The organism is Streptomyces flavovariabilis, from assembly GCF_000725785.1.
In the GTDB taxonomy this organism is placed as follows: Bacteria; Actinomycetota; Actinomycetes; order Streptomycetales; family Streptomycetaceae; genus Streptomyces; species Streptomyces hawaiiensis.
In genome coordinates, this window is the sequence record NZ_JNXD01000015.1 from 172,652 (window position 1) to 195,501 (window position 22,850).

General features: G+C 73.0%; 23 protein-coding genes. 15 read left to right on the forward strand and 8 right to left on the reverse strand.

From position 1 onward, the window contains the following. The first annotated feature begins 282 nt into the window (after positions 1-282). Genes IO24_RS0125840 through IO24_RS0125870 form a run of 7 tightly spaced genes read left to right on the forward strand, consistent with a single transcriptional unit; the run spans position 283 to position 6,810 of the window. Positions 283-1,398 (forward strand): Gfo/Idh/MocA family protein, encoded by a 1,116-nt coding sequence (locus IO24_RS0125840; protein WP_031139398.1) that lies wholly within the window; start codon positions 283-285, stop codon positions 1,396-1,398. Continuing rightward, on the forward strand, positions 1,395-2,321 hold the full coding sequence (locus IO24_RS0125845; protein WP_031139400.1) for a DUF6807 domain-containing protein: 927 nt from the start codon (positions 1,395-1,397) through the stop codon (positions 2,319-2,321). Before IO24_RS0125840 ends, IO24_RS0125845 begins: the two co-directional genes overlap by 4 nt. After that, complete coding sequence (locus tag IO24_RS0125850) at positions 2,315-3,079, forward strand: cupin domain-containing protein (protein ID WP_031139402.1); 765 nt, start codon at positions 2,315-2,317, stop codon at positions 3,077-3,079. Before IO24_RS0125845 ends, IO24_RS0125850 begins: the two co-directional genes overlap by 7 nt. A 56-nt stretch (positions 3,080-3,135) precedes the next feature. Continuing rightward, positions 3,136-4,419 (forward strand): ABC transporter substrate-binding protein, encoded by a 1,284-nt coding sequence (locus IO24_RS0125855; protein WP_031139404.1) that lies wholly within the window; start codon positions 3,136-3,138, stop codon positions 4,417-4,419. Beyond that, positions 4,416-5,354, forward strand: a complete 939-nt coding sequence (locus IO24_RS0125860) for a carbohydrate ABC transporter permease (protein ID WP_031139406.1) — start codon at positions 4,416-4,418, stop codon at positions 5,352-5,354. The genes IO24_RS0125855 and IO24_RS0125860 overlap by 4 nt, the downstream gene beginning before the upstream one ends. Next, entirely contained in the window at positions 5,351-6,211 is an 861-nt protein-coding gene (locus IO24_RS0125865; RefSeq protein ID WP_031139408.1) for a carbohydrate ABC transporter permease, read from the forward strand. The genes IO24_RS0125860 and IO24_RS0125865 overlap by 4 nt, the downstream gene beginning before the upstream one ends. A gap of 5 nt (positions 6,212-6,216) precedes the next feature. Next, a complete protein-coding gene (locus tag IO24_RS0125870) occupies positions 6,217-6,810 on the forward strand; it encodes a hypothetical protein (protein WP_037668422.1) in 594 nt (197 codons plus the stop codon). Between the two features lie 99 nt (positions 6,811-6,909). On the opposite strand, the gene IO24_RS0125875 is transcribed toward IO24_RS0125870, so the two are convergent. Further along, positions 6,910-7,611 carry a phosphatase PAP2 family protein gene (locus IO24_RS0125875; protein WP_031139412.1) on the reverse strand — a complete coding sequence of 234 codons (702 nt, stop codon included), beginning with the start codon at positions 7,609-7,611 and terminating at the stop codon, positions 6,910-6,912. A 136-nt stretch (positions 7,612-7,747) separates the two neighbouring features. Here IO24_RS0125875 and IO24_RS0125880 point away from each other — a divergent pair, with 136 nt between their 5' ends. After that, positions 7,748-8,404: a class I SAM-dependent methyltransferase gene (locus tag IO24_RS0125880; protein WP_031139415.1), complete on the forward strand. Its 657-nt coding sequence runs from the start codon at positions 7,748-7,750 to the stop codon at positions 8,402-8,404. Positions 8,405-8,430: 26 nt separating this feature from the next. On the opposite strand, the gene IO24_RS0125885 is transcribed toward IO24_RS0125880, so the two are convergent. Beyond that, a complete protein-coding gene (locus tag IO24_RS0125885) occupies positions 8,431-10,680 on the reverse strand; it encodes a heavy metal translocating P-type ATPase (RefSeq protein ID WP_031139417.1) in 2,250 nt (749 codons plus the stop codon). A gap of 3 nt (positions 10,681-10,683) precedes the next feature. After that, complete coding sequence (locus IO24_RS0125890; protein ID WP_031139419.1) at positions 10,684-10,896, reverse strand: heavy-metal-associated domain-containing protein; 213 nt, start codon at positions 10,894-10,896, stop codon at positions 10,684-10,686. A gap of 201 nt (positions 10,897-11,097) precedes the next feature. Between IO24_RS0125890 and IO24_RS0125895 the strand changes: the two genes are divergently transcribed. Continuing rightward, positions 11,098-12,057 (forward strand): hypothetical protein, encoded by a 960-nt coding sequence (locus IO24_RS0125895; RefSeq protein WP_031139422.1) that lies wholly within the window; start codon positions 11,098-11,100, stop codon positions 12,055-12,057. 3 nt (positions 12,058-12,060) lie between these two features. On the opposite strand, the gene IO24_RS0125900 is transcribed toward IO24_RS0125895, so the two are convergent. Together IO24_RS0125900 and IO24_RS0125905 are read right to left on the reverse strand one after the other, a co-directional pair. Continuing rightward, on the reverse strand, positions 12,061-13,896 hold the full coding sequence (locus tag IO24_RS0125900) for a glycoside hydrolase family 15 protein (RefSeq protein WP_031139424.1): 1,836 nt from the start codon (positions 13,894-13,896) through the stop codon (positions 12,061-12,063). Between the two features lie 77 nt (positions 13,897-13,973). Next, the gene (locus IO24_RS0125905) at positions 13,974-14,753 is read right to left on the reverse strand and encodes a DeoR/GlpR family DNA-binding transcription regulator (protein ID WP_031139426.1); all 780 of its coding nucleotides are present in this window, start codon (positions 14,751-14,753) and stop codon (positions 13,974-13,976) included. Between the two features lie 119 nt (positions 14,754-14,872). Here IO24_RS0125905 and IO24_RS0125910 point away from each other — a divergent pair, with 119 nt between their 5' ends. Together IO24_RS0125910 and IO24_RS0125915 are read left to right on the forward strand one after the other, a co-directional pair. Continuing rightward, complete coding sequence (locus IO24_RS0125910) at positions 14,873-15,763, forward strand: SIS domain-containing protein (protein ID WP_031139428.1); 891 nt, start codon at positions 14,873-14,875, stop codon at positions 15,761-15,763. Positions 15,764-15,778: 15 nt separating this feature from the next. Beyond that, on the forward strand, positions 15,779-16,639 hold the full coding sequence (locus IO24_RS0125915) for a class II fructose-bisphosphate aldolase (protein WP_031139431.1): 861 nt from the start codon (positions 15,779-15,781) through the stop codon (positions 16,637-16,639). Here the strand turns inward: IO24_RS0125915 and IO24_RS0125920 are convergent. Then, on the reverse strand, positions 16,629-17,759 hold the full coding sequence (locus IO24_RS0125920; RefSeq protein ID WP_031139432.1) for a methyltransferase: 1,131 nt from the start codon (positions 17,757-17,759) through the stop codon (positions 16,629-16,631). The genes IO24_RS0125915 and IO24_RS0125920 overlap by 11 nt on opposite strands. 68 nt (positions 17,760-17,827) lie before the next feature. Here IO24_RS0125920 and IO24_RS0125925 point away from each other — a divergent pair, with 68 nt between their 5' ends. The 4 genes from IO24_RS0125925 (at position 17,828) to IO24_RS0125940 (ending at position 21,343) form a co-directional block, all read left to right on the forward strand. Next, a complete protein-coding gene (locus tag IO24_RS0125925; protein ID WP_031139434.1) occupies positions 17,828-18,469 on the forward strand; it encodes an alpha-ketoglutarate-dependent dioxygenase AlkB family protein in 642 nt (213 codons plus the stop codon). Between the two features lie 37 nt (positions 18,470-18,506). Beyond that, positions 18,507-19,757: an ROK family protein gene (locus IO24_RS0125930; RefSeq protein WP_031139436.1), complete on the forward strand. Its 1,251-nt coding sequence runs from the start codon at positions 18,507-18,509 to the stop codon at positions 19,755-19,757. A gap of 262 nt (positions 19,758-20,019) precedes the next feature. Further along, positions 20,020-20,910: an NAD(P)-dependent oxidoreductase gene (locus IO24_RS0125935; protein WP_031139438.1), complete on the forward strand. Its 891-nt coding sequence runs from the start codon at positions 20,020-20,022 to the stop codon at positions 20,908-20,910. 10 nt (positions 20,911-20,920) lie between these two features. Next, positions 20,921-21,343, forward strand: coding sequence for a PPOX class F420-dependent oxidoreductase (locus IO24_RS0125940; RefSeq protein WP_031139440.1), 423 nt, complete (start codon positions 20,921-20,923; stop codon positions 21,341-21,343). Between the two features lie 19 nt (positions 21,344-21,362). Here IO24_RS0125940 and IO24_RS0125945 read toward each other — a convergent pair whose 3' ends face one another. Together IO24_RS0125945 and IO24_RS0125950 are read right to left on the reverse strand one after the other, a co-directional pair. Beyond that, a complete protein-coding gene (locus IO24_RS0125945; RefSeq protein ID WP_031139442.1) occupies positions 21,363-22,271 on the reverse strand; it encodes a phosphotriesterase family protein in 909 nt (302 codons plus the stop codon). Further along, positions 22,268-22,846 carry a DUF4865 family protein gene (locus IO24_RS0125950; RefSeq protein ID WP_031139444.1) on the reverse strand — a complete coding sequence of 193 codons (579 nt, stop codon included), beginning with the start codon at positions 22,844-22,846 and terminating at the stop codon, positions 22,268-22,270. The genes IO24_RS0125945 and IO24_RS0125950 overlap by 4 nt, the downstream gene beginning before the upstream one ends. Between the last annotated feature and the right edge of the window lie 4 nt (positions 22,847-22,850).

The following is a 22,850-nucleotide window of genomic DNA, read 5'->3' on the forward strand; positions in this document are numbered from 1 at the left end:
ACCATGCCGGCCCTGATGGTCACCGCCCGCGGGCGGTGACCATCAGGGCCGGTTGTTGTTGTGCGGTTCGTGGTGGGGTCAGCTCCGGTGAAGAGGCGCGGGAATCCCGTTTCCATGGCCGGGGCAACAACCCGGATCTCTGTCCCGAGCTGGGGCGATGCTCGGGCAGACCTTGTGCAGGTCGCGGCAGGGGGGTTGTCCAGACATTCTCTCGCGCCTAGGGTCCCTTCGAGTGCAAGCGCTTTCCAAGCGCGTGTCCGCCGGTTGTCCGAGGAGCGCCGCATGTCCTTGTCCCCCACCCGCCGCCGTGTGGCCGTCGTCGGCACCGGAGCCATCGTCGGCGGGAGTCATCTGCCCGCGCTGCGGGCCCACTCCGACCGGGTGGAGCTGGTGGCCGCCGTCGACGTGGACCAGGAGCGCCTGGACGCCTTCCGCGAGTCGGCCGGTGAGCAGGTCGCCGGGTACACCTCCGTGGACGCGATGCTGGACGCCGAACGCCCCGACCTGGTCCTCATCGGCACCCCGCCCTCCCTGCACCGCGACCAGACGGTGGCCGCGCTGAAGGCGGGCGCCTGGGTGCTGTGCGAGAAACCGCTGACCCTGTCGCTCGCCGAGTACGACGAGATCGCCGCCGCCGAGGAGGCCTCCGGCGCGTACGCCGCGGTCGTCTTCCAGCACCGCTACGGGTCGGGCGCCGTGCACGCCCGCGAGCTGATCACGAGTGGCGAGCTGGGAGCCCCGCTGGTCGCGCACTGCCAGACGACCTGGCACCGGGACGCCGCGTACTACGCGGTGCCGTGGCGCGGGAAGTGGGCCAGCGAGGGCGGCGGCCCCACCATGGGCCACGGCATCCACCAGTACGACCTGCTGCTGCATCTGCTCGGGGAGTGGGAGGAGATCCGGGCCATGGCCGCGCGGCTGGTCCACGACACCGAGAGCGAGGACGTCTCCACCGCCCTGGTGCGTTTCAGGAGCGGCGCTCTCGCCACCGTCGTCAACAGCGTGCTGTCCCCGGACGAGGTGAGCCGCATCCGCATCGACTGCGCGGACGCCACGGTCGAGCTCACCCACCTGTACGGCCACAGCAACGACAGCTGGGCCTACACCCCGGCCCCGCACGTCGCCTCCGAGCGGGCCACCGCCTGGCGCACCCCCGCGGCCGACGTGCCCAGCTCGCACACCGCCCAGCTGGGCGCCCTCCTCGACGCCTACGACACCGGAACCCGGCCCCCGGGCAGCGGCCGCGACGCCCGCGCCACCCTGGAGTTCGCCGCCGCGCTGTACAAGGCGGCGTTCACCGGCCGCTCGGTGCAGGCCGGGGAGATCGCCCCCGGCGATCCCTTCTACGAGGCCATGCACGGCGAGTACCCCGACTGGGCCCCCAAGGAGCGCGCATGACCATCCGCGTCACCCACACGCACGGCGAGGACATCGCCGTCACTGCGGCGAACGGCACGGAGATCCTCCGCTACGTGTACCGCCCCGACCCGGACCCCTTCGAGTCGCGCAAGCCCTACGCCCACCCCGTGCGCACGCTCTCGGGCCGCACGGTCACCGGCTACCGTCCCAACGACCACCGCTGGCACAAGGGCCTGCAGATGACCGCGAGCCATCTGTCCGGCCAGAACTTCTGGGGCGGCAACTGCTACGTCCACGGCCAGGGCTACCTCCCTCTGCCCGAGCGTGTCGGCTCGATGCGGCACGACGGCTTCGCGGACTTCACCGTCGACGACGACCGCCTCGCCCTCACCGAACACCTCACCTGGATCGAGAACGGGGGCGAGGAGTGGGCGCGCGAGGTGCGCGGCCTGACCGTCCACTCGGTGGACGAGGAGGCCGGCTCGTGGGCCCTGGACTGGTCGATCCGCCTCACCAACACCCGCTCCGCACCGCTGGCCTTCGGCTCCCCGACCACCGCGGGCCGCGAGATGGCCGGCTACACCGGACTCCAGTGGCGAGGCCCGCGCGACTTCACCGGCGGCACGGTCTTCGCCCCGGACACCGACGCCGACGCGGGCAAGCTGATGGGCTCCCAGGGCCCGTGGCTCGCCTTCACCACCGAGCACGACGACATCGACGGCCACTCCACCCTGGTGTTCGCGCACGCGCCCGAGAACCTCGACGAGAACTCCCCGGTCCACGAATCGCACTGGTTCGTCCGCTCCGAGCCCTTCCCGACGGTCGCCTTCTCCTGGGCGTTCTTCGAGGAGTTCGAGCTGCCGCCGGGCGAGTCCTTCGGGTACCGGTACCGCGTCGTCGTAGCCGACGGTGCCTGGGACCGCGACCGGGTCGGTGCGCACCTGGAGGGTCTGGCGTGGTGAGCGAGCCGAAACCGGCGGGCCTTCCGTACCCGCTGCCCGGCGCGATCGGCCTGTCCCACCTGAGCGCCTACGACTGGGAGGCCGCCGACGGCGTCTGCGGCGGCAGCCCGCATCTGCACCTGGTGTGCACGGAGGCGTACGTCGTCACCGGCGGCCGGGGCGCGGTCCAGACGCTGAGCCCCGACGGCTACCGGGACATCCCCCTCGAAGCCGGATCCCTCGCCTGGTTCACCCCGGGCACCGTCCACCGCATGGTGCAGGGCGGTGACCTGCGCATCACCGTCCTGATGCAGAACAGCGGCCTGCCCGAGGCCGGGGACGCCGTGTTCACTTTCCCGCCCGAGGTGCTCGCCGACCCCGACCGGTACGCCGCCGCCGCGGCCCTGCCGCCCGGCACCGGAGCGGAGACGGCGGCGGCCGCCCGGCGCCGCCGCGACCTCGCCGTGGAGGGCTACCTCACCCTGCGCGAGGCGCTCGTCGCCGGCGACAACGGCCCGTACCTGGAGTTCCAGCGGGCCGCCGCCCGGATCGTGCGCGACAAGGTGCCCACCTGGCAGACCCTGTGGCGGGAGGGCGCCCTGGCCACCGCGCAGCGCACCGGCGCCCAGCTCGCCGCCCTGGCCGACGGAGATCCCGCCTACCTCGGCGAAGCCACCGCGCACGAGGCCGCGCCCACCCGGCTCGGCGGCTTCGGCATGTGCGGCCGGCGCGACGAGTACACGCTGCCCGGCACCACGCTGCCGTACCGGGGGGAGTAGCGGCAGGGGGCCTGAGGGGGGCTCAACCGAAACACGCGGAGAGGAGCGACTTCGGCATGCCCGGACACAGGACAAAGGGGTTCTGCGCATCGGCCGCCGCACTGGCACTGTGTGCCCTGCTGGCGGGCTGCGGAGGAACCGGGGAGTCGGCCGGCGGCGGCAAGGTCGTGCTGCGCTACACGTGGTGGGGCAACCCCGACCGCGCGGAACGCACCGAGCAGGCCGTCGCGCTGTTCGAGAAACAGCACCCGGACGTCGATGTGACGACGTCGTTCTCCGGCTACGACGCCTACAAGCAGAAGCTGGCCACCCAGGCCGCCGGCGGTGACGCCCCGGACGTGATGCAGCTGGACTACCGCCAGATCGACCAGTACGCCTCCGGCGGCGTCCTGCTCGACCTGGCGAAACAGAAGGCCGTCCTGCGCACCTCCGAGATCGACCAGGGCCTGCTCGCCACCGGCCGTGTCGACGACGTCCAGTACGCGATCCCGCAGGGCCGCGGCACCGAGACCGTCGCCTATGACGTCCACACATGGAAGAAGTCGGGCGTACCGCTCCCCGGCGAGAGCTGGACCTGGAGCCAGTGGGCGGACACCATGCGCGCCCTCGCGAAGAAGACCGGCAAGCCGGGGGCGACCGACCCCGGCCAGAGCGAGGACGCCTTCGAGGTCTGGCTGCGCGGCCAGGGCAAGGCCCTCTACACCGAGGACGGGGGACTGGGCTTCACCACCGACGACCTCACCCGCTGGTGGACCTTCACCGACAAGCTGCGCCGCGAGGGCGCCGTCTCGCCCGCCGAGCAGACCACCCAGCTCGACGGCTCCGTGGAGAACACCCCCCTGGGACGCGGAAAGTCCGTCACCGACGCCAACTGGGACGCCCCGGCCAGCGGATTCCTCGCCCTCGTACCGACCGGCGTCGCCCTCGCGCCCATGCCGTCCGGCGAGGACGGCACACCCGGCCAGTACTTCAAGCCGTCGATGTTCCTCGGTGTCTCGGCCGACACCGGCCATCCCGAGGAGGCGGCGCAGCTCGTCGACTTCCTCATCAACGACCGGGAGGCCGCGAAGATCCTCGGCGCGAGCCGCGGCATCCCCGTCAACGAGACCGTCCGTGACGAGATCGGCCCACGGCTGAAGGACTTCGACAAGACCATCGCCGTCTATCAGGCATCCCTGGAGGGCAAGCTCAAGGACCCGCCCCAGGCGCCGCCCTCGGGCGACAACGCCCTGCAGAGCACCTTCCAGCGTGACTACGACCAAGTGTCCTACGCGCGCATGTCGCCCCGCGAGGCGGCCGCAAACTACGTCACCGAGGCGAAGGCGGAGCTGAGGCCATGACCACCACCGCGATCCCCGCGGAGGCGAGGCGCGCCCCCGCCGCCGCCCCGAAGCGCCGCCCCAAGCGCGAACGCGAGGGCGCCGCCTGGGTGTTCCTCTCGCCCTGGGTGCTCGGCGCGATCGTCCTGACACTGCTGCCGATGGCCGTGTCGCTGTACCTGTCGTTCACCGACTACGACCTGTTCAGCCCCCCGAAATGGGTCGGCCTGCGCAACTACGTGCAGATGTTCACCGAGGACCCCCGCTACTGGCGCTCGGTCGTGACGACCCTGACCTACGTCGTCGTCGCCGTGCCCCTCCAGCTGGCCCTCGCCCTCGTCGTCGCGCTGGCCCTGAAGGGCATGAAACGCGGCAAGGGCTTCTACCGCTCCGCGTTCTACGCACCGTCCCTGCTCGGCGCGTCGATGTCCATCGCGCTCGTCTGGCGGGCGATCTTCAACGACGGCGGCACCGTCGACCACCTGCTCGGCACCGGCGGCTGGGTCAACAAGCCCGGCTGGGCACTGCTGGCCGTGGCCCTGCTGACGGTGTGGCAGTTCGGGGCGCCGATGGTCATCTTCCTCGCCGGGCTCCAGCAGATCCCCGCCGAACTGTACGAGGCGGCGGCGGTCGACGGGGCCGGGAAATGGCGGCAGTTCCTGGCCGTCACCGTGCCGATGCTGTCCCCGGTGCTGTTCTTCAACCTGGTCCTGCAGACGATCCAGGCCTTCCAGGTGTTCACCCCCGCCTTCGCGGTCAGCGCGGGCAAGGGCGGACCGGCCGACTCCACCCTCGTCTACACCATGTACCTCTACGACCGCGGCTTCGTCGCCTCCCACATGGGCTACGCCTCCGCCATGGCCTGGGTGCTGCTCCTCGTGATCGGTGTCGTCACGGCGGTGCTGTTCCGCACCTCGCGCTCCTGGGTCTTCTACGCCTCCGAGGGGGACCGGTGACCTCTACGACCGCCACCCACAAGCCCGTTCGGTGGGGCCATGTCGCCCTGCACGTGGGCTGCCTGGCCGCCCTGCTGGTCATGCTGTACCCACTGGCCTGGCTGCTGGCAACCTCGCTCAAGCCCGCCGACGAGGTCATCGCCAGCCTGAACCTGCTGCCCGGCCACCTGGAATGGTCCAACTACACAACCGCCCTGGACGGCGTCAACGACGTCTCCATCTGGCGGCTGCTCGGCAACTCCCTGCTGATCGCGGGCGGCGCGGTCCTCGGCAACGTCATGAGCTGCTCGCTCGCCGCCTACGCCTTCGCGCGGCTGCGGTTCCGGCTGCGCGGGCCGCTGTTCGCCTTCATGATCGCCACGATCATGCTGCCGCACCACGCGGTGCTGATCCCGCAGTACATCATCTTCAACCATCTCGGCCTGGTGAACACCTACTGGCCGTTGATCCTGCCGAAGTTCCTCGCCACCGAGGCGTTCTTCGTCTTCCTCATCGTGCAGTTCATGCGCGGCCTGCCGCGCGAACTGGAGGAGGCGGCCAGGATCGACGGCTGCGGTCCCTTCCGCAGCTTCTTCCAGGTCGTGCTGCCGCTCACCCGGCCGGCCCTGATCACCACGGCCATCTTCACCTTCATCTGGACGTGGAACGACTTCTTCACGCAGCTCATCTACCTCTTCGACCCGGACAAGTTCACCCTCACCCTGGCGCTGCGCTCCTTCGTGGACGCCTCCAGCACCTCCGCGTTCGGCCCGATGTTCGCCCTGTCGGTGATCGCGCTGCTGCCGATCGTGCTGTTCTTCCTCGCCTTCCAGCGGTTCCTGGTGGAGGGCATGGCCAGCTCCGGACTCAAGGGGTGAGCGGGATGTCCACACGCGAGGCGGGCGAGGTGTTCGGCCCGCGCATGACCCTCTTCGCCGACGTGCTGAGCGTCGGACTCGCCACGGCGGCGGCCTGTCTGCCCCTGGTCACGGTCCCGGCCGCGTTGTCGACGGCGTGTGCCGTGCTGCGGGGCGCGGGGCAGGACGAGCCCGTCACGGCGGGGCGGTACTTCGTCCTGCTGCGGCGGCGGTTGCGGACCGGTGACCTGGTGGCGGGAGCCGTCGCCCTGGCGGGTCTGCTGCTGTTCGCCGCCGACCTGGCGCTGGCCGGGGCCGGGCTGCCGGGGGCGCCGCTGTTCGCGGTGACCGCCGCGGTGATCGGCGCGTGCGCGACGGTGATCGGCCTGCGGGCCTGCGGGCGCCCCGAGTCCCTCACCGACTGGAATGCGGCGGTGCGCGGGGCCGGGCGGGACGCCGTCGCGGACGTGGGCGGCAGCGGCCTGGTCCTGCTCGCCGTGGCGACGGCCGCGGTGTGCGCGTGGACGCTGCTGCCGCTGGCCTTCCTCGCCCCCGGGCCACTGGCCCTGGCACTGACCGCCGTCGACGTACGCCGGTCCGCTGCCGTTGTTCTTCCCTAGCCGGGGTGTGCGCGTGGCCGGGGTGTGCGCGTGCGGCGGTGCGTCACCGCGGGGGCGCCGGGCGCGGCGGTGAGCACCCGCGCCCGGCCGGCCCACGACTCACCGGCGCAGGGCGCCGCCGATGCCGATCCGCGGCCATGAACGGGCCGCCGTGAGCAGGGCCTGTGTCCTCGCCGACGGGGTGGCCGCTGCCGCCGCGAGGGCCGCAGCGGCACTCGCGATGCCGAGGACCGCGCCGGCCGCCACGTCGCCCGGGTAGTGCACGCCCGTGTGGACGCGGGAGTAGCCGACGGCACTCGCCAGCGCCCCGAGCGGTACCGCCGCGGGGGGCAGCACCACGCCGACGGCGGTGGCGAAAGCGACGGCCGACGCCGTGTGCCCCGACGGGAACGACGCCGAGGTCGGCATCTTGACGTGCCGGTCCACCGTCACCCGGGCCGCCTCCCGGTCGGGCCGCGCGCGCCGCACCAGGCGCTTGCCGAGCAGGTTGGCGGAGGCCGATGCCACGGCGATCGCGCCGACACCGACGAGCGCGGCCTTGCGCGGTCGCTTCCCGCCCAGGGCCAGGGCGGTGGCGATGGCGAACGAGATCTTGGAGTGATCGGCCGCGTGGGACAGGTGGCGCAGCGTGCGGTCCAGGGTCGGCGTGGGGGTGGCGGCCACCGCCGCGTACAGGGCGCCGTCCACGGCCCTGAGATCGCCGAACACGGCGCCCAGGAGCCGGCCGCGTCCACCCGCGCGGTCCCGGGCGTTCTGGAGCGGACGGGGGACGTCCGCGTCGGTGGTCGTCGGATCGGTCATGTGCTTCTCCCCGCAGTGGCCTTCCCCAGCAAGGTACCGGCTCACGCCCGGCGCACGCTCGGCGCCCCTGCGAGCCGGTACCTCCCGAGTGCCCGGACGGCCGACGGCCACCCCGGTGAGCCGGGACACTGAGCCCATGTCACCTCTGCTCCGCCGGGGCCTGCGCGCACTGGAGCGTTTCCACGCCACCCGTCCCTGGGACCACAACGCCCACTTCCACCGCTGGATCCTGCGGCAGTTCCCCGAGGAGCTGGGCAGTGCCGTGGACGTGGGCTGCGGCAGTGGTGACCTGGCCCGGCTGCTGGCCGGCCGGGCGCGGCGCGTGCACGGGATCGACGCCGACCCGGAGATCACGGCACGGGCGCGGGAACTGACCCCGGCGGCGGCCCCGGTGACGTACACGACGGCCGACGCGCTGACCGGGCTCGGTGATCGGTCGTACGACGTCATCACCTGCGTCGCCGTCGTCCACCATCTGCCCCTCACCCGGGCGCTCGAGACCTTCCGCGACCATCTGGCCCCCGGCGGCACCCTGGTGATCGTCGGCGTGGCCCGGGAGCGTACGCCCGTCGACCACCTGCTCGGCATCGCGTCGGTCCCGCTCAACATCGTCATGGCGCTGCTGAAGAACCGGGGCGGCCCGGCGCCCCGCCCGGTCTCGATGACCGCCCGCACCCGTCCTGCGGATCTGACCTTCACCGAGATCGAGCGCGAGGCCCGGGCGGTCCTCCCCGGCGTTCGCCTGCGCCGCCGTCTGCTCTGGCGCTACACGCTGGTGTGGCGCCACCCCTGACCCGCCGGCCCTGACCCGCCGGCCCTTCAGCCGGCGGTCCGGAACGTGCGCAGCCGCAGCGAGTTGCCGACCACGAAGACCGACGAGAAGGCCATCGCCGCCCCGGCGATCATCGGGGTGAGCAGGCCGGCCGCGGCCAGCGGCAGGGCCGCCACGTTGTAGGCGAAGGCCCAGAACAGGTTGGAGCGGATGGTGCCGAGTGTGCGGCGGGCGAGCCGGATGGCGTCCGCCGCGACCCGCAGATCGCCGCGCACGAGGGTCAGATCGCCGGCCTCGATCGCGGCGTCGGTGCCGGTGCCCATGGCCAGACCGAGATCGGCCCGGGCGAGGGCCGCCGCGTCGTTGACACCGTCGCCGACCATCGCCACCGACCGCCCCTCGGCCTGGAGCCGCTTGACGACGTCGACCTTGTCCTGAGGGAGTACCTCGGCGATGACCTCCTCGATGCCCACTTCGCGGGCGACGGAACGGGCCACCGCCTCGTTGTCACCGGTCAGCAGGATCGGCGTGAGGCCGAGCCCCCGCAGCCGGCCGACCGCTTCCGCGCTCGTGTCCTTCACCGCGTCGGCCACCTCCAGCACCGCACGCGCCTCGCCGTCCCACGCGACCGCGATGGCCGTACGCCCGGCGTCCTCGGCCACCGTCCTCGCCCTGGCCAGGCCCTCCGGCAGTGCCATCGCCCAGTCGGCCAGCAGCCGCTCCCGGCCGACCAGCACCGCGTGGCCCTCGACGACACCCTGCACACCGAGCCCGGGCACGTTGGCGAAATCCTCCGGCGTGGGCAGCACGCCCAGCTTCTCCAGCGCCCCGTCGGCCACGGCCCGGGCGATCGGGTGCTCGGAGGAGTGCTCCAACGCCCCGGCCAGCCGCAGCACCTCGGCCTCGTCCGTGCCCTCGGCGGTGTGCACGGCCAGCAGCGTCATACGGCCGGTCGTGACCGTGCCGGTCTTGTCGAGGACGATGGTGTCGATCCGGCGCGTGGACTCCAGGACCTCCGGGCCCTTGATGAGGATGCCGAGCTGGGCGCCGCGCCCGGTGCCCACCATCAGCGCGGTCGGCGTGGCCAGACCCAGGGCGCACGGGCAGGCGATGACGAGGACGGCGACCGCCGCGGTGAAGGCGGCCGTCAGCCCGGCGCCGTTGCCCAGCCAGAAGCCCAGCGTGCCCAGCGCGAGCGCGATCACCACCGGCACGAACACGGCGGAGATCCGGTCCGCGAGCCGCTGCGCGGCGGCCTTGCCGTTCTGCGCGTCCTCCACCAGCCTCGCCATCCGGGCCAGCTGGGTGTCGGCGCCCACCCGCGTGGCACGCACGACGAGCCGCCCGCCGACGTTGATCGTGGCGCCGGTGACCGGGTCGCCCGCGCCCGCCTCCACGGGCACGGACTCACCGGTGAGCATCGAGGCGTCCACGGCGGAGGTCCCTTCGACGACCGTCCCGTCCGTCGCGATCTTCTCACCGGGCCGGACCAGGAAGCGGTCGCCCACCTTCAACTCCGCGACCGCGACGGTCTCCTCACGGCCGCCGGCCCGCAGCACCGTGACGTCCTTCGCGCCCAGTTCCAGCAGCGCCCGCAGCGCCGCGCCCGCCTTCCGCTTGGCGCGGGCCTCGAAGTAGCGCCCGGCCAGGATGAAGGCGGTCACGCCCGCGGCGGCCTCCAGGTAGATGTTCCCGGCGCCGTCAGTGCGCTCGATGGTCAGCTCGAAGGGGTGCGTCATGCCCGGCGTGCCCGCGGTTCCGAAGAACAGTGCCCACAGCGACCACAGGAAGGCGGCCGAGGTGCCCACCGAGATCAGCGTGTCCATGGTGGCCGCGCCGTGCCGCGCGTTGGTGAACGCCGCTTTGTGGAAGGGCCACGCCGCGTACGTCACGACGGGCGCGGCCAGTGTGAGCGACAGCCACTGCCAGTACTCGAACTGCAGGGCCGGGATCATCGCCATGGCCACGACGGGAACCGCCAGCACCACAGCCGTGACCAACCGCTCGCGCAGGGGCCGCAGTTCGTCTGCGTCCTCGCCCGCGTCGGTCTGCTCAGTGGGGTGCGCGGGCTCCTGCGCCGTGTACCCGGTGGCCTCGACGGTGGCGATGAGGTCGCCGACGGAGACGTCACCGGCGTAGCTGACCTTCGCCTTCTCCGTCGCGTAGTTGACAGTGGCGGTGACCCCGTCCATGCGGTTGAGCTTCTTCTCGATGCGCGCCGCGCAGGAGGCGCAGGTCATGCCGCCGATGGCGAGCTCCACCTCGGCGCCTGTGCCGGTCGTCGTACCGGTGCTCATGGCTCAGGCCCTCCCGGTCAGCTCGTAGCCGGCCTCGTCGACGGCCTCCGCGATCGCGGCGTCGTCGGGCTCGGCGGCACCGGTGACGGTGACAAGGCCGCTGCCGAGGTCGACGTCGACGCCGCTGACGCCGTCCAGCTCGCCGATGACCTTGGTCAGCGTGGCCTTGCAGTGGCCGCAGGACATTCCGGAGACGGCGTAGGTGGTGGCGGGCATCGGGTGCCTCCTCTGGGTGAATCCAACAGATGCGGAGCATACGGGGCGGGGGTATCGACCCGTCGACTTCATGTATACCCCCGAGGGGTATATGAGGCAAGCGCGAGAAGCACTTGACTGGGTACCCCCTAGGGGTATGGTGAGGTGCATGGAGGCACCGCATTCGAGCGGGAGGCCCGGTATCGGAAGGAGCCGACGGCCATGCACACCGGACTGAGGATCACGACCTTCGCCGCCGCCCTGGCAGCGACCTTCGGCGCGGCCTACGGCGTCGGACAGGGCGTCGGCCCCGTCGTCGCCGACAGCCCCCCGAAGCACGAGGACGAACACACCCGGCCCGCGCCCGGGACGGCACGGGGCGGCGGCCACGCCGGACACGACACACCCGCGGCCGGCGGACTGCAGATCTCCGAGGGCGGCTACACACTCGACCTCGAGACCCCGCGCGTCACCGCGGGTGAACAGGCCGACCTGCGCTTCACCGTCCGGGACGCCGAAGGACGCGCGCTCACCGCCTACCAGCGCGAGCACGACAAGGAACTCCACCTCATCGTCGCCTCACGCGACCTGGTCACCTACCGCCATCTGCACCCCACCCGGGCCGCCGACGGCACCTGGAGCACCCCCGTGGACCTGCCCCGCGCAGGCGGCTACCGCGTCTTCGCCGACTTCACCCCGGCCGGGAAGGACGCCCCGAACCTCACCCTCGGCGCGGACCTCGCCGCATCCGGCCCGTACGAGGCCCGGCAACTGCCGCCGGCGAACACGACGGCCCGGGCCGACGGTTACGAGGTGAAGCTGTCCGGCGGCCTGCGCCCGGACAAGGCGAGCGAACTGAGCCTGAAGGTCTCCCGCGGCGGCAAGCCCGTCACCGACCTCCAGCCCTACCTCGGCGCCTACGGCCATCTGGTCGCCCTGCGCTCCGGCGACCTCGCCTACCTGCACGTCCACCCGAACGGCGAACCCGGTGACGGCACGACCAGGCCCGGCCCGGGCATCTCGTTCACGGCCACGGCGCCCAGCTCCGGCTCCTACCGCCTGTTCCTCGACTTCAAGCACGACGGGAAGGTCCACACGGCGGCGTTCACCGTCCGCGCCGGGGGAGCGGCGGCAGGGTCCGATACCCCCGAGGGGCATGCGGAGGACGGTCACGGGCACTGAGCGTCAGCCGAGCGCCCGGTCCAGGTTGAACGCCGCGCTGATCAGCGCGAGGTGCGTGAACGCCTGCGGGAAGTTGCCCTGCTGCTCGCCGGTGTGGCTGATCTCCTCGGCGTACAGACCGAGATGGTTGGCGTACGTCAGCATTTTCTCGAACGCCAGGCGCGCCTCGTCGATCCGGCCGGCGTGCACCATCGCCTCGACGTACCAGAACGAGCAGATGGAGAACGTGCCCTCGTCGCCGCGCAGCCCGTCGGGGCTCGACCGGGAGTCGTAGCGGTAGACCAGCGAGTCGGACACCAGCTCCTCGGTGAGGACGTCCAGCGTCGACAGCCACTTCGGATCGGTGGGGGCGATGAACTTCGTCAGCGGCATCATCAGCACGGCGGCGTCCAGCACGTCACCGTCCTCGTGCTGGACGAAGGCCCCGCGCTCCGCGCACCAGCCCCGGCTCATGATCCGCCGGTAGATCGTGTCGCGGCACTCCCGCCAGCGCGGCAGCTCGGCGGGCAGGCCGCGCCGGTTGGCCATCCGGATGGCCCGCTCGATCGCCACCCAGCACATCAGCCGCGAGTACAGGAAGTTCTTGCGCCCGCCCCGGGTCTCCCAGATCCCCTCGTCGGGCTGGTCCCAGTGCGTGCACACCCAGTCCACCAGGGCGCACACGTCGTCCCAGTGGCCGCTGGAGATGGGCTTGGCCCACTTGTCGTAGAGGTAGATGGAGTCGATCAGCGCGCCGTAGATGTCGAGCTGGAGCTGGTCGGCCGCCGCGTTGCCGACCCGTACCGGTGCCGAGCCGTGGTGGCCCTCCAGATGGTCCAGGGTGTGCTCGGGCAACTCGGTGCGTCCGTCGATGCCGTACATGATCTGCAGCGGACCGGAGGTCTTGCCGTCACCCGGGCTGACGTGCCGGGTCACGAAGTCCATGAACGCCTCGGCCTCGCCGGTGAAGCCCAGCCGCAGCAGGGCGTAGACGCAGAACGCCGCGTCGCGCACCCACACGTACCGGTAGTCCCAGTTGCGCTCGCCGCCGAGCTCCTCGGGCAGACTCGTCGTGGGTGCGGCCACGATCGCCCCGGTGGGCGCGTAGGTGAGCAGCTTCAGCGTCAGGGCCGAGCGGTGCACCATCTCCCGCCAGCGGCCCTTGTAGCGGGACGCCGACAGCCAGTGCCGCCAGTACGCCACCGTCGCCGCGAACTGCTCCTCCGCCTCGGTGCGCGCACACCGGCGGGGCGTCACATCGCCGCCGACCTTGTCCAGCGCGAACACCGCCGACTCGCCCTCGGAGAGCTTGAAATCGCCGCGCACGTCCGGCCCGTCGGCCTCCAGCGGCACGGTCGCGGTCAGCGCCAGCGCCAGCCCCTCCGCCTCGAACACCGCGGTGTCACCGGTCAGCCGGACGGTGTGCGGCAGGGAGCCGTAGTCGAACCGGGGTGCCACCCGCGTGCGGAACGGGATCGAGCCGCGCACGCACACCACCCGCCGGATCAGCCGGTGCCGCTCGGCCTCGGCCGACCCGCCGCCGACCGGCATGAAGTCCTGCACCTCGCCGACCCCGTCCTCGGTGAAGAACCGGGTGATCAGGACGTTGGTGTCGGGGAAGTAGAACTGCTTGGTCCGCGCCGGCACCGTGGCCGCCAGTTCGAAGCAGCCGCCGCGCTCCGCGTCCAGGATCGAGGCGAACACGCTCGGCGCGTCGAAGGCCGGGCAGCAGTACCAGTCGATGGTGCCGTCGGTCCCCACCAGGGCCACACTGCGCAGATCGCCGATCAGCCCGTGCTCGGCGATCGGCACGTACCGCCGGCCGCCCGGCCCGCTCCGGTCCTGTGCCGTTCCGCCCATGACAGCCTCCCTGCCCGGTAGGCGCCTCAGCTCCAGCCTAGAACCGCCGGCGGCCGGCCGTTGTCAGCCCACCGGCGTCAGACCGTGAGAACCCGCAGCCCGGCCTCCTCGAAGCGCTGCACCGTCTCCACGTCGGCCGCGGTGTCCGTGACCAGTGTGTCCACCGCCTCGGCCGCACAGATCCAGGCGAACGCCCGCTGCCCGAGTTTGCTGGAGTCGGCGGCGACCACCACCCGCTCCGCCCGCTCGCACAGCAGCCGGTTGATCGCGGCCTCCGCCTCGTCGTGGGCCGCCGCGCCGTGCGTCACGTCGAACGCGACGACACCGAGCACCGCCACATCGACGGTGATCTGCCCGAGCACCCCGTCCGCGAGCGGCCCGACCAGCTCGTACGACTGGGCGCGCGCCACCCCGCCGGTCAGCACGATCTTGAACTGGGGCCGCACCACCAGCTCGCCCGCGATGTTCAGCGCGTTCGTCACCACGGTCAGCGCGGGCGACCCGGACGCCAGATCCTCGCGCACGGCCAGGGCCCGCGCCACCTCGGTCGTGGTGGTTCCCCCGGTCAGCCCGACCGCCTCACCCGGAGCCACCAGATCCGCCACCGCCTTGGCGATGCGCTGCTTCTCGGAGGCGTGGCGGGCCGTCTTGTAGCGCAGCGGCAGCTCGTACGACACGCCGTGCACGACAGCGCCACCGCGGGTGCGCACCAGCATCTGCTGCTCGGCGAGTCCGTCGAAGTCACGGCGGATCGTCGCCGCCGACACCCCGAGCTCCGCCGCCGCGTCCTCGACGTCCAGCCGGCCGCGCTCCACGAGCAGTTCCAGCAGCGCCTTCCAGCGGGCGTCGCGCGACATCCGCACCTCCACGTCCTCGATCTCCGGGCGACCCTAGCGCACCCGCTTCCGGCCGCATGCTTGATGATGCTCGAAAGATGGCTATATCTTGCAGGAACAATCAGAGTGGAGGGTGCGGCATGACGCATGTCGAGGACGAGCTGACCAGCCAGCCCGAGTGCTGGGCCCGCGCCGCGGCCGAGGCGCCCCGGTTCGCCGGCGTGCTGCCGGCGCCGGGGGAGCGGGTCGCGATCGTCGGCTGCGGCACCTCGTACTTCATGGCGCAGGCCGCGGCGGCCCTGCGCGAGGGCGCGGGCCGGGGCGAGACCGACGCCTTCGCCGCCTCGGAGTTCCCCTACGGCCGGCGCTACGACCACGTCGTCGCCCTCACCCGCTCCGGCACCACGACCGAAGTGCGGGAGCTGCTCAGCCGGTTGAGGGGCGGCACCCGTACCACCGCGATCACCGCCGACCCGGACACGCCCGTGACGACGGCCGCCGACGAACTCGCGGTCCTGGACTTCGCGGACGAACGCTCCGTCGTCCAGACCCGGTTCGCGACCACGGCCCTCACCCTGCTCCGCGCCCACCTCGGCCTGCACCCCGACGCCGCCGTCACCGACGCGCGCACCGCCCTGACGGAGCCGCTGCCCGAAGGGCTGGTGGAATGCGGGCAGTTCACCTTCCTGGGACGCGGCTGGACGGTCGGTGTGGCCAACGAGGCCGGGCTGAAGATGCGCGAGGCGGCGCTGGCCTGGGCGGAGGCCTACCCGGCGATGGAGTACCGGCACGGCCCCATCAGCGTCAGCGCCCGGTCCACGGCGACCTGGATGCTGGGCGACGCGCCGGACGGCCTCGCCGGACAGGTGCGCGACACGGGCGCCCTGTGGATCGCCGGGCGCCTCGACCCGCTCGCCGAACTGGTCCGCGTCCACCGGCTCGCGGTCGCCGTCGCCGCATCCCGCGGGCTGGACCCCGACCGTCCGCGCCACCTGACGCGCTCCGTGATCCTCCCCGCAGACCAGCACTGACGATGTGGAGACCCCGTGCCCCTCACCACCACCGGTGACCTCGTCACCCGCGCCGCCACGACCCGCTCGGCCGTCGCCTCCTTCAACGTCATCACCCTGGAACATGTCGAGGCCGTCATCGCGGGCGCCGAGTCCGTACCCGCCCCCGTTGTCCTCCAGGTCAGCGAGAACGCGGTCAGGTTCCGGGGCGGACGGCTGCTCCCGCTGGCCCGGGCGGCCGTCGCCGCGGCCGAACATGCCTCCGTACCCGTCGCGTTGCACCTCGACCACGTGCAGAGCGACGCCCTGCTCCACCAGGCCGCGGACGCCGGCTTCAGCTCCGTGATGTACGACGCCGCCCGGCTGCCCTACGCGGAGAACCTCGCCGCGACCCGGGCGGCGGTCGACCGCGCACACGCCCAGGGACTGTGGATCGAGGCCGAGCTGGGCCAGATCGGCGGCAAGAACGGCAGACCCCCGCTGGACGCGCACGCCCCCGGCGCCCGCACCGACCCCGACGAAGCGCGGGCCTTCGTCACCGACTCGGGCGTGGACGCCCTGGCCGTCGCCATCGGCAGCTCCCACGCCATGACCACCCGCACCGCCGCCCTCGACCACGCCCTGCTCACCCGCCTGTCGGCCGCACTGGACGTCCCGCTCGTCCTGCACGGCTCCTCCGGCGTCCCGGACGACGAACTCACGAAGGCCGTCGCGGAAGGCATCACGAAGGTCAACATCGGCACGGCCCTGAACATCGCGCTGACCGGAGCGATCCGGGACTTCCTCACCGACCGGCCCGAGGCGGTCGACCCGCGCAGCTACCTGACCCTCGCGCGGGAGGCGATGACACGGGCGGTGGTGAGGGCCCTCCGGACCCTGGGTTCCGCTACCGCTTGACGGCCTTCAGCACCACGAACTTCGGGTCGCTCGCGACGAGTCGGCAGTTGCCGAACAGCTTCCGCAGCTTGACGTGGTAGCCCAGATGCCGGTTGCCGACCACCCAGAGCTCCCCGCCCGGCCGCAGCGTGCGCCGCGCCCCGGTGAACATCCGCCAGGCCGTGGCGTCCGTCATCGCCTGATGGGAGTGGAACGGCGGGTTGTTGAGCACCAGATCGACACTGCCGGACGGCACGCCCGCCAGCCCGTCCCCGACCCGGAACTCGGCATGCCCCGGCACGCCGTTGGCCTTGAACGTCGCCTCCGCCGAGGCCACTGCCTGGAACGACTCGTCCACGAACAGCACCTCGGCGTCCGGGTCGGCCAGTGCCACCGACGTACCCACCACGCCGTTGCCGCACCCCAGATCCACCACCCGGCCGCCCCGGCCCTCCGGCAGATGCCGGAGCAGGAACCGCGTCCCGATGTCGAGCCGGTCGGCGCAGAAGACCCCCGCGTGGTTGACGACGGTGCCTCGCGCGGCGGGGCCGATCCCGTCCGGCAGCGTGTAGACGTACGGCCACGGGTTGGCGGGCCGCTCCAGCGCGGGATCCGGCGTGCAGAAGATCAGCCGGGCCTTCTTCTCGGCGAGCGAGGTGCGGGTCGGGCCGAGGATCCGCTCGAACAGCCGGAGCGTCGAGGTGTGGATCTCCTTCACCATGCCCGCACCGACGACGACCGTCCCGGCGTGCACGGCCGGCGCCAGCCGCAGCAACTGGTCCTCCAGGAGCGCCAGGCTCTTCGGCACCCGTACCAGCAGCACGTCGATCCGCTCCGGCGGCGGATCCTGCGTGGTGAGCAGCCGCACCGCGCCCGGCTCGGCACCGGCCCGCGCGAGGTTGGCGCGGGTCGCCTCCTGCGCGAGGTGGGAGTCGGTGATCTGCACCGGCCGGTGCGCCGCGAGCACCGTGGCCAGGGCACCCCAGCGGTCCCCGAGGACCACGACCGTGCCGTCCAGCGGCACCCGCTCCTGGGCCAGATGCCTCAGCAGGTACTCGTCCGAGGCGTCCCACGCGCGCAGCCTGTCGCGCGGATCCTCGGGGAAACGGGTCAGCGCCGGCTCGCCCCACGGCGTCGTCATACGGTCGTTCATCGTGCGACCAGGCTAGCCGAGCCGCAGCTCAGGGAGTGTCGGGCACCATGGAAGGCATGGACGCCGAGCTGTTCCCCAGACCCCGTACGCAGGTCGCGCCCGGTGCCGTGCACCTGCCCGGCTGGCTGGACGAGGACCGCCAGCGGGCTCTGCTCGACGCCTGCCGCGAGTGGGCCCGCCCGCCCGCCGGCCTGCGCGCGGTCCGCACCCCGGGCGGCGGCACCATGACCGCCCGCCAGGTCTGCCTCGGCTGGCACTGGTACCCCTATGCCTACGCCCGCACGGTCGCCGACGGGGACGGCGCCCCGGTGAAGCCCTTCCCGCGATGGCTCGGCGAACTGGGCCGCCGGGCGGTCCGCGACACCCTCGCAGGGCCCGCGGCGGACTACGACATCGCGCTGATCAACTTCTACGACGCCGACGCCCGCATGGGCATGCACCGCGACAGTGACGAGAAGTCCGACGCGCCGGTGGTGTCGCTGAGCCTCGGCGACACCTGCGTCTTCCGCTTCGGCAACACCGAGACCCGCACCCGGCCCCACACCGACATCGAGCTGCGCAGCGGCGACCTGTTCGTCTTCGGCGGCCCGTCCCGGCTCGCCTACCACGGCGTCCCCCGGGTCCACGCGGGCACGGCACCGCCCGGGCTGGGCCTGACCGGCCGGCTCAACATCACGCTCCGGGTCAGCGGCCTGTAAGACCGCGGGCCCTACGGATCATGGGAGACTCGCCCTCATGAGCGGGAAGGCGGACCCCCGGCCGGCGGGGGATGGGACCACCTCGACGAGAACGCGGCTGGACCGGGGGCGCGGAGCGCTCGGACCCGCGCTGGAGCTCGTGCACACCGGACGCGCGCCGACCCGGGCCGTGCTCACCGCCGAGCTCGGGGTGACGCGGGCGACGGCCGGCGCGGTCGCCGCCGAGCTGGAAGCGCTCGGGCTGATCCGGGTCGACGCCCGGCCCGGCGCGGCGGCCGGCTCGCAGGGCAGGCCCTCCCACCGACTGGCCGTCGCCGACGACGGGCCCGTCGCGCTCGCCGCGCAGGTGCACGCCGACGGCTTCCGGGCGGCGCTGGTCGGACTGGGCGGCCGGATCGTCGCCACCGCGCCCGGCTGCGAGGTCGTCGAAGCCGACCCGGCCAAGGTGCTCGCCTCCGTCGTCACCGCCGGCGCCGAGCTGCTGCGCGAGACCGGACTGCGCTGTGTGGGCGCGGGCCTCGCCGTCCCCTCCGCCGTCGCCGAACCCGAGGGCCTGGCCCTCAACCCCCTGCACCTGGCCTGGCCCGCGGGCGCGCCCGTGCGGGACATCTTCGCCGAGCAGGTACGCGCGGCCGGCCTCGACGGACCCGCGTTCGCCGCCAACGACGTCAACCTCGCCGCGCTGGCCGAGCACCGGCACGGCGCCGGCCGCGGCGCCCGCGACCTGCTGTGCGTGGCCACCGGCCACCGCGGCGTCGGCGGCGCGCTCGTCCTCGACGGCCGCCTGCACCGGGGCAGTTCGGGCCTCGCACTGGAGGTCGGACACCTCACCGTGCACCCCGAGGGCCGCCCCTGCCACTGCGGCAGCCGCGGCTGCCTCGACGTGGAGACCGACCCGCTCGCCTTCCTCACGGAGGCCGGACGCGAACCGGGCCCCGAGGTGTCCCTGCTCCAGCAGTCCATCGACCTGATCCGCCACCAGTACGACGACCCGGGCGTCCGCACCGCCACCGAGGCCCTCATCGACCGCCTCGGCCTCGGCCTCGCGGGCCTCGTCAACATCCTCAACCCTGACCGGATCATCCTCGGCGGCCTGCACCGCACCCTCCTTGACGCCGACCCCGGCCGCCTCCGCGCGGTCGTGGCCGACCGCAGCCTGTGGGGCCAGAGCGGCGGCGTCCCCATCCTGCCCTGCACCCTCGACCACAACAGCCTGGTCGGCGCGGCGGAACTGGCCTGGCAGCCGGTCCTGGACGATCCGCTGGGAGCGCTGTCCGCACAGGGGTGAGCGGGCCCGGGCCCGCTCACCCCTGCGCCCGGCTCCGCAGCGCCGCCACCAGCGGCCGCCGCAGGTCGGCCCGGCGTACGCACAGCCCGATCGTGGGGCACCACACCCGCGCCACACCCCGGCGCGGCCGGCGTCAGGTGAGCCCGGGCAGGCGTGTCCGCGCCGCTTCCGGGAAGGCGCGCCGCTGAGCGGGCAGGCTGGGTCGCGGGCAGTCCGCCCGCACCGCACCACCCCGCACCGCACCACCGAGGAAGTTGACGCAATGACCGACAAGCTCACCGTGAGCGTCCTGGGCACCGGCATCATGGGCGCCGCGATGGCCCGCAACCTCGCCCGGGCCGGTCACACGGTCCACGCCTGGAACCGCACGCGGGCCAAGGCCGAGCCGCTGGCCGCCGACGGCGTGCGGATCGCCGACACCCCAGCGCAGGCCGTGCGGGACGCCGACGTCGTCCTGACCATGCTCTACGACGGTCCCGCGGCGCTGGACACGATGCGCGAGGCCGTCCCCGCCCTGCGCCCCGGAACCGCCTGGGTGCAGTCCACCACCGCGGGCCTCGAGGGCGTCGCCGAGCTGGCCGCCTTCGCCCGCGAGCACGGCCTGGTCTTCTACGACGCCCCCGTCCTGGGCACCCGCCAGCCCGCAGAGGCCGGGAAGCTGACCGTGCTCGCGGCCGGCCCCACCGAGGGGCGCGAGAAGGTGACGCCGGTCTTCGAGGCGGTCGGTGCCCGTACCGTCTGGTCCGGCGAGGACGGAGCGGAGGGCGGGGCCACCCGCCTCAAGCTCGTCGCCAACAGCTGGGTCCTCGCCGTCACGGCCGCCGCCGGCGAGGCCCTCGCCCTGTCCAAGGCCCTCGGTGTCGACCCGCACGGCTTCTTCGACCTCGTCGCCGGCGGCCCGCTCGACATGGGCTACCTGCGAGCCAAGTCCGATCTCGTTCTCGAAGGCAGGCTCACGCCGCCCCAGTTCGCGGTGAGCACCGCCGCCAAGGACGCCCGCCTGATCGTCCGGGCCGGCGCGGACAACGGCGTCCGGCTGGACGTCGCCGAAGCGGCCGCCGCCCGCATGGAGCGCGCCGCCGCACAGGGCCACGCCGACGAGGACATGGTCGCCGCCTACTTCGCCAGCTTCGACGACAAGCCCGACTCCTAGGAGGCCCCCCATGTCCAAGCCGCCCCTGCCGCCCGAGGCCGACGCCCTGCTGAGCCGGCCCAACCCGTGCGTCATGGCGACGCTGCGCTCGGACGGCACACCCGTCTCCACCGCCACCTGGTACGTGTGGAAGGACGGCCGTGTGCTGATCAACCTCGACGAGGGCCGGATCCGCCTGAAGCATCTGCGCCGCGACCCGCGGGTCACCCTCACCGTCCTCGCCGGCGACGACTGGTACACCCACGTCACCCTCATCGGCCGCGTCACCGAGATGTACGACGACGAGGACCTGGCCGACATCGACCTCCTCGCCCGGCACTACACCGGCAAGCCCTACCCGGACCGCGTCCGCCCCCGCGTCAGCGCCTGGATCGAGGTCGACCGCTGGCACGGCTGGGGGTCGATGAAGGACAGCGACCAGGCAGGCGGCTGAGGCGGGTGACCCGGGCCGGTCAGCGCCACTCGGTCCCGAACGCCCGGCCCGGGTTCTCCGTGAGGACGCGCGCCACCAGCTCCTCGCCCACGGCGTGCACGAGCCGGGGCCGCACCCGGCGCAGCAGATACGGCATCCCGGGGCCGCCGCTCACCGAGCGGGCGGCGGCCGTCGTGGTGTCCGCGCCCAGCAGCAGCCGGTCGCCGAACCCGGCGTCGGCGAGGGCCCGTACGGCGTCCGGCATCCGCCAGTCCGTGGCGTGGTGGGCGAGTGACGGCCCGTCGAAGGCCAGATAGCAGCCGGACCGCGCCGCCTGCCGGTGCACCACGAGGTCGGGGGAGCGGTTGAGGTGCCCCAGCACCACCCGGTGCGGCGGCACCCCCAACTCCCCGCACAGCAGGTCCAGTACGTCCAGCGCACCGGTCCCCCGCTCCAGGTGTACGGCGATCGTCGCGCCCGTGGCGTGCTGCGCCTCGGCCGCCGCCGTCATGGCCCAGCGGGCGTGCGCGTCCAGGGCGTGGAAGCCGCCCGCGACCTTGACGAGCCCCGCCCGCACCCCCGACGTCCCGATGCCCTCGGTGAGTTCGGAGACGAAGAGTCCGGCGAGCCGGCTGCGCAGCCCGGCGAGTGTGTCGTCGTCGTAGTGCACGGCCTGGTGCAGACCCGTCGCGGCCACCACGTGCACACCGGTCTCCCGGGACAGCGGCGGCAGATCGGCAGCCCGCCGTCCGAGCCCGTACGGCGTCCACTGCACGACGGCCCCACCGCCCTGCTCCCGGAACGCGACCAGCTCCGCCCGCGCGTCCGCCACGCTGCGCAGCTCCTGGCCGGGCAGCCGGGGACTGCCGAAGAACAGATGGTCGTGGGCGTCGCACACACCCAGGTCTCCGGGAGGCACGTCCCCCAGCACCGTGCGGACCGCGCTCACCACTGGCGTCCCCGCGGCAGCAGGTCCCGGCCCGGCGCGGACAGGTGCAGCACCTCGAACACCTCACCGCCGGCCCGAGGCGGGTCCTGCTCCCAGAGGGAGAAGTGCACCAGCTCCCAGCGGCTGGTGTCGACGGCCGCGGCGGCGAGCAGCGCCCCGTCCGCCACCGCCAGCCGCCGGGCCTCGCCCACCGCGTCCTCCACGGCGTCGGCCAACGGCCCGCCGTCCGGCATCGGTTGGCGCCGCCGCAGGGCGAACCGCGCGTGCGAACCCTTCCCCTCTTCGTACGTGAGCCCCGTCCACTGCCGCGCCGACGGCCGCCCGAAGTCGTCACCGACCCCCTGGAACCCACCGCCCCACAGGAAGGCGTTCATGCCGTCCACGGTGTTCCAGAGGTAGAACGGCGCGTACTGGTTGACCGGAGAGCCGCGCAGGCCGCGCTCGCGGATCAGGTAGGCCTTGAGGCCGAGCCCGTCCCAGTCGTCGAGCAGGTGCCCGCGGCGGGCGACGCGGTCGCGGATGACGCCCATGGGGTAGTCGGCGGGCAAGGTGAGCTCGTACTGCATGGCGTGCATGGAA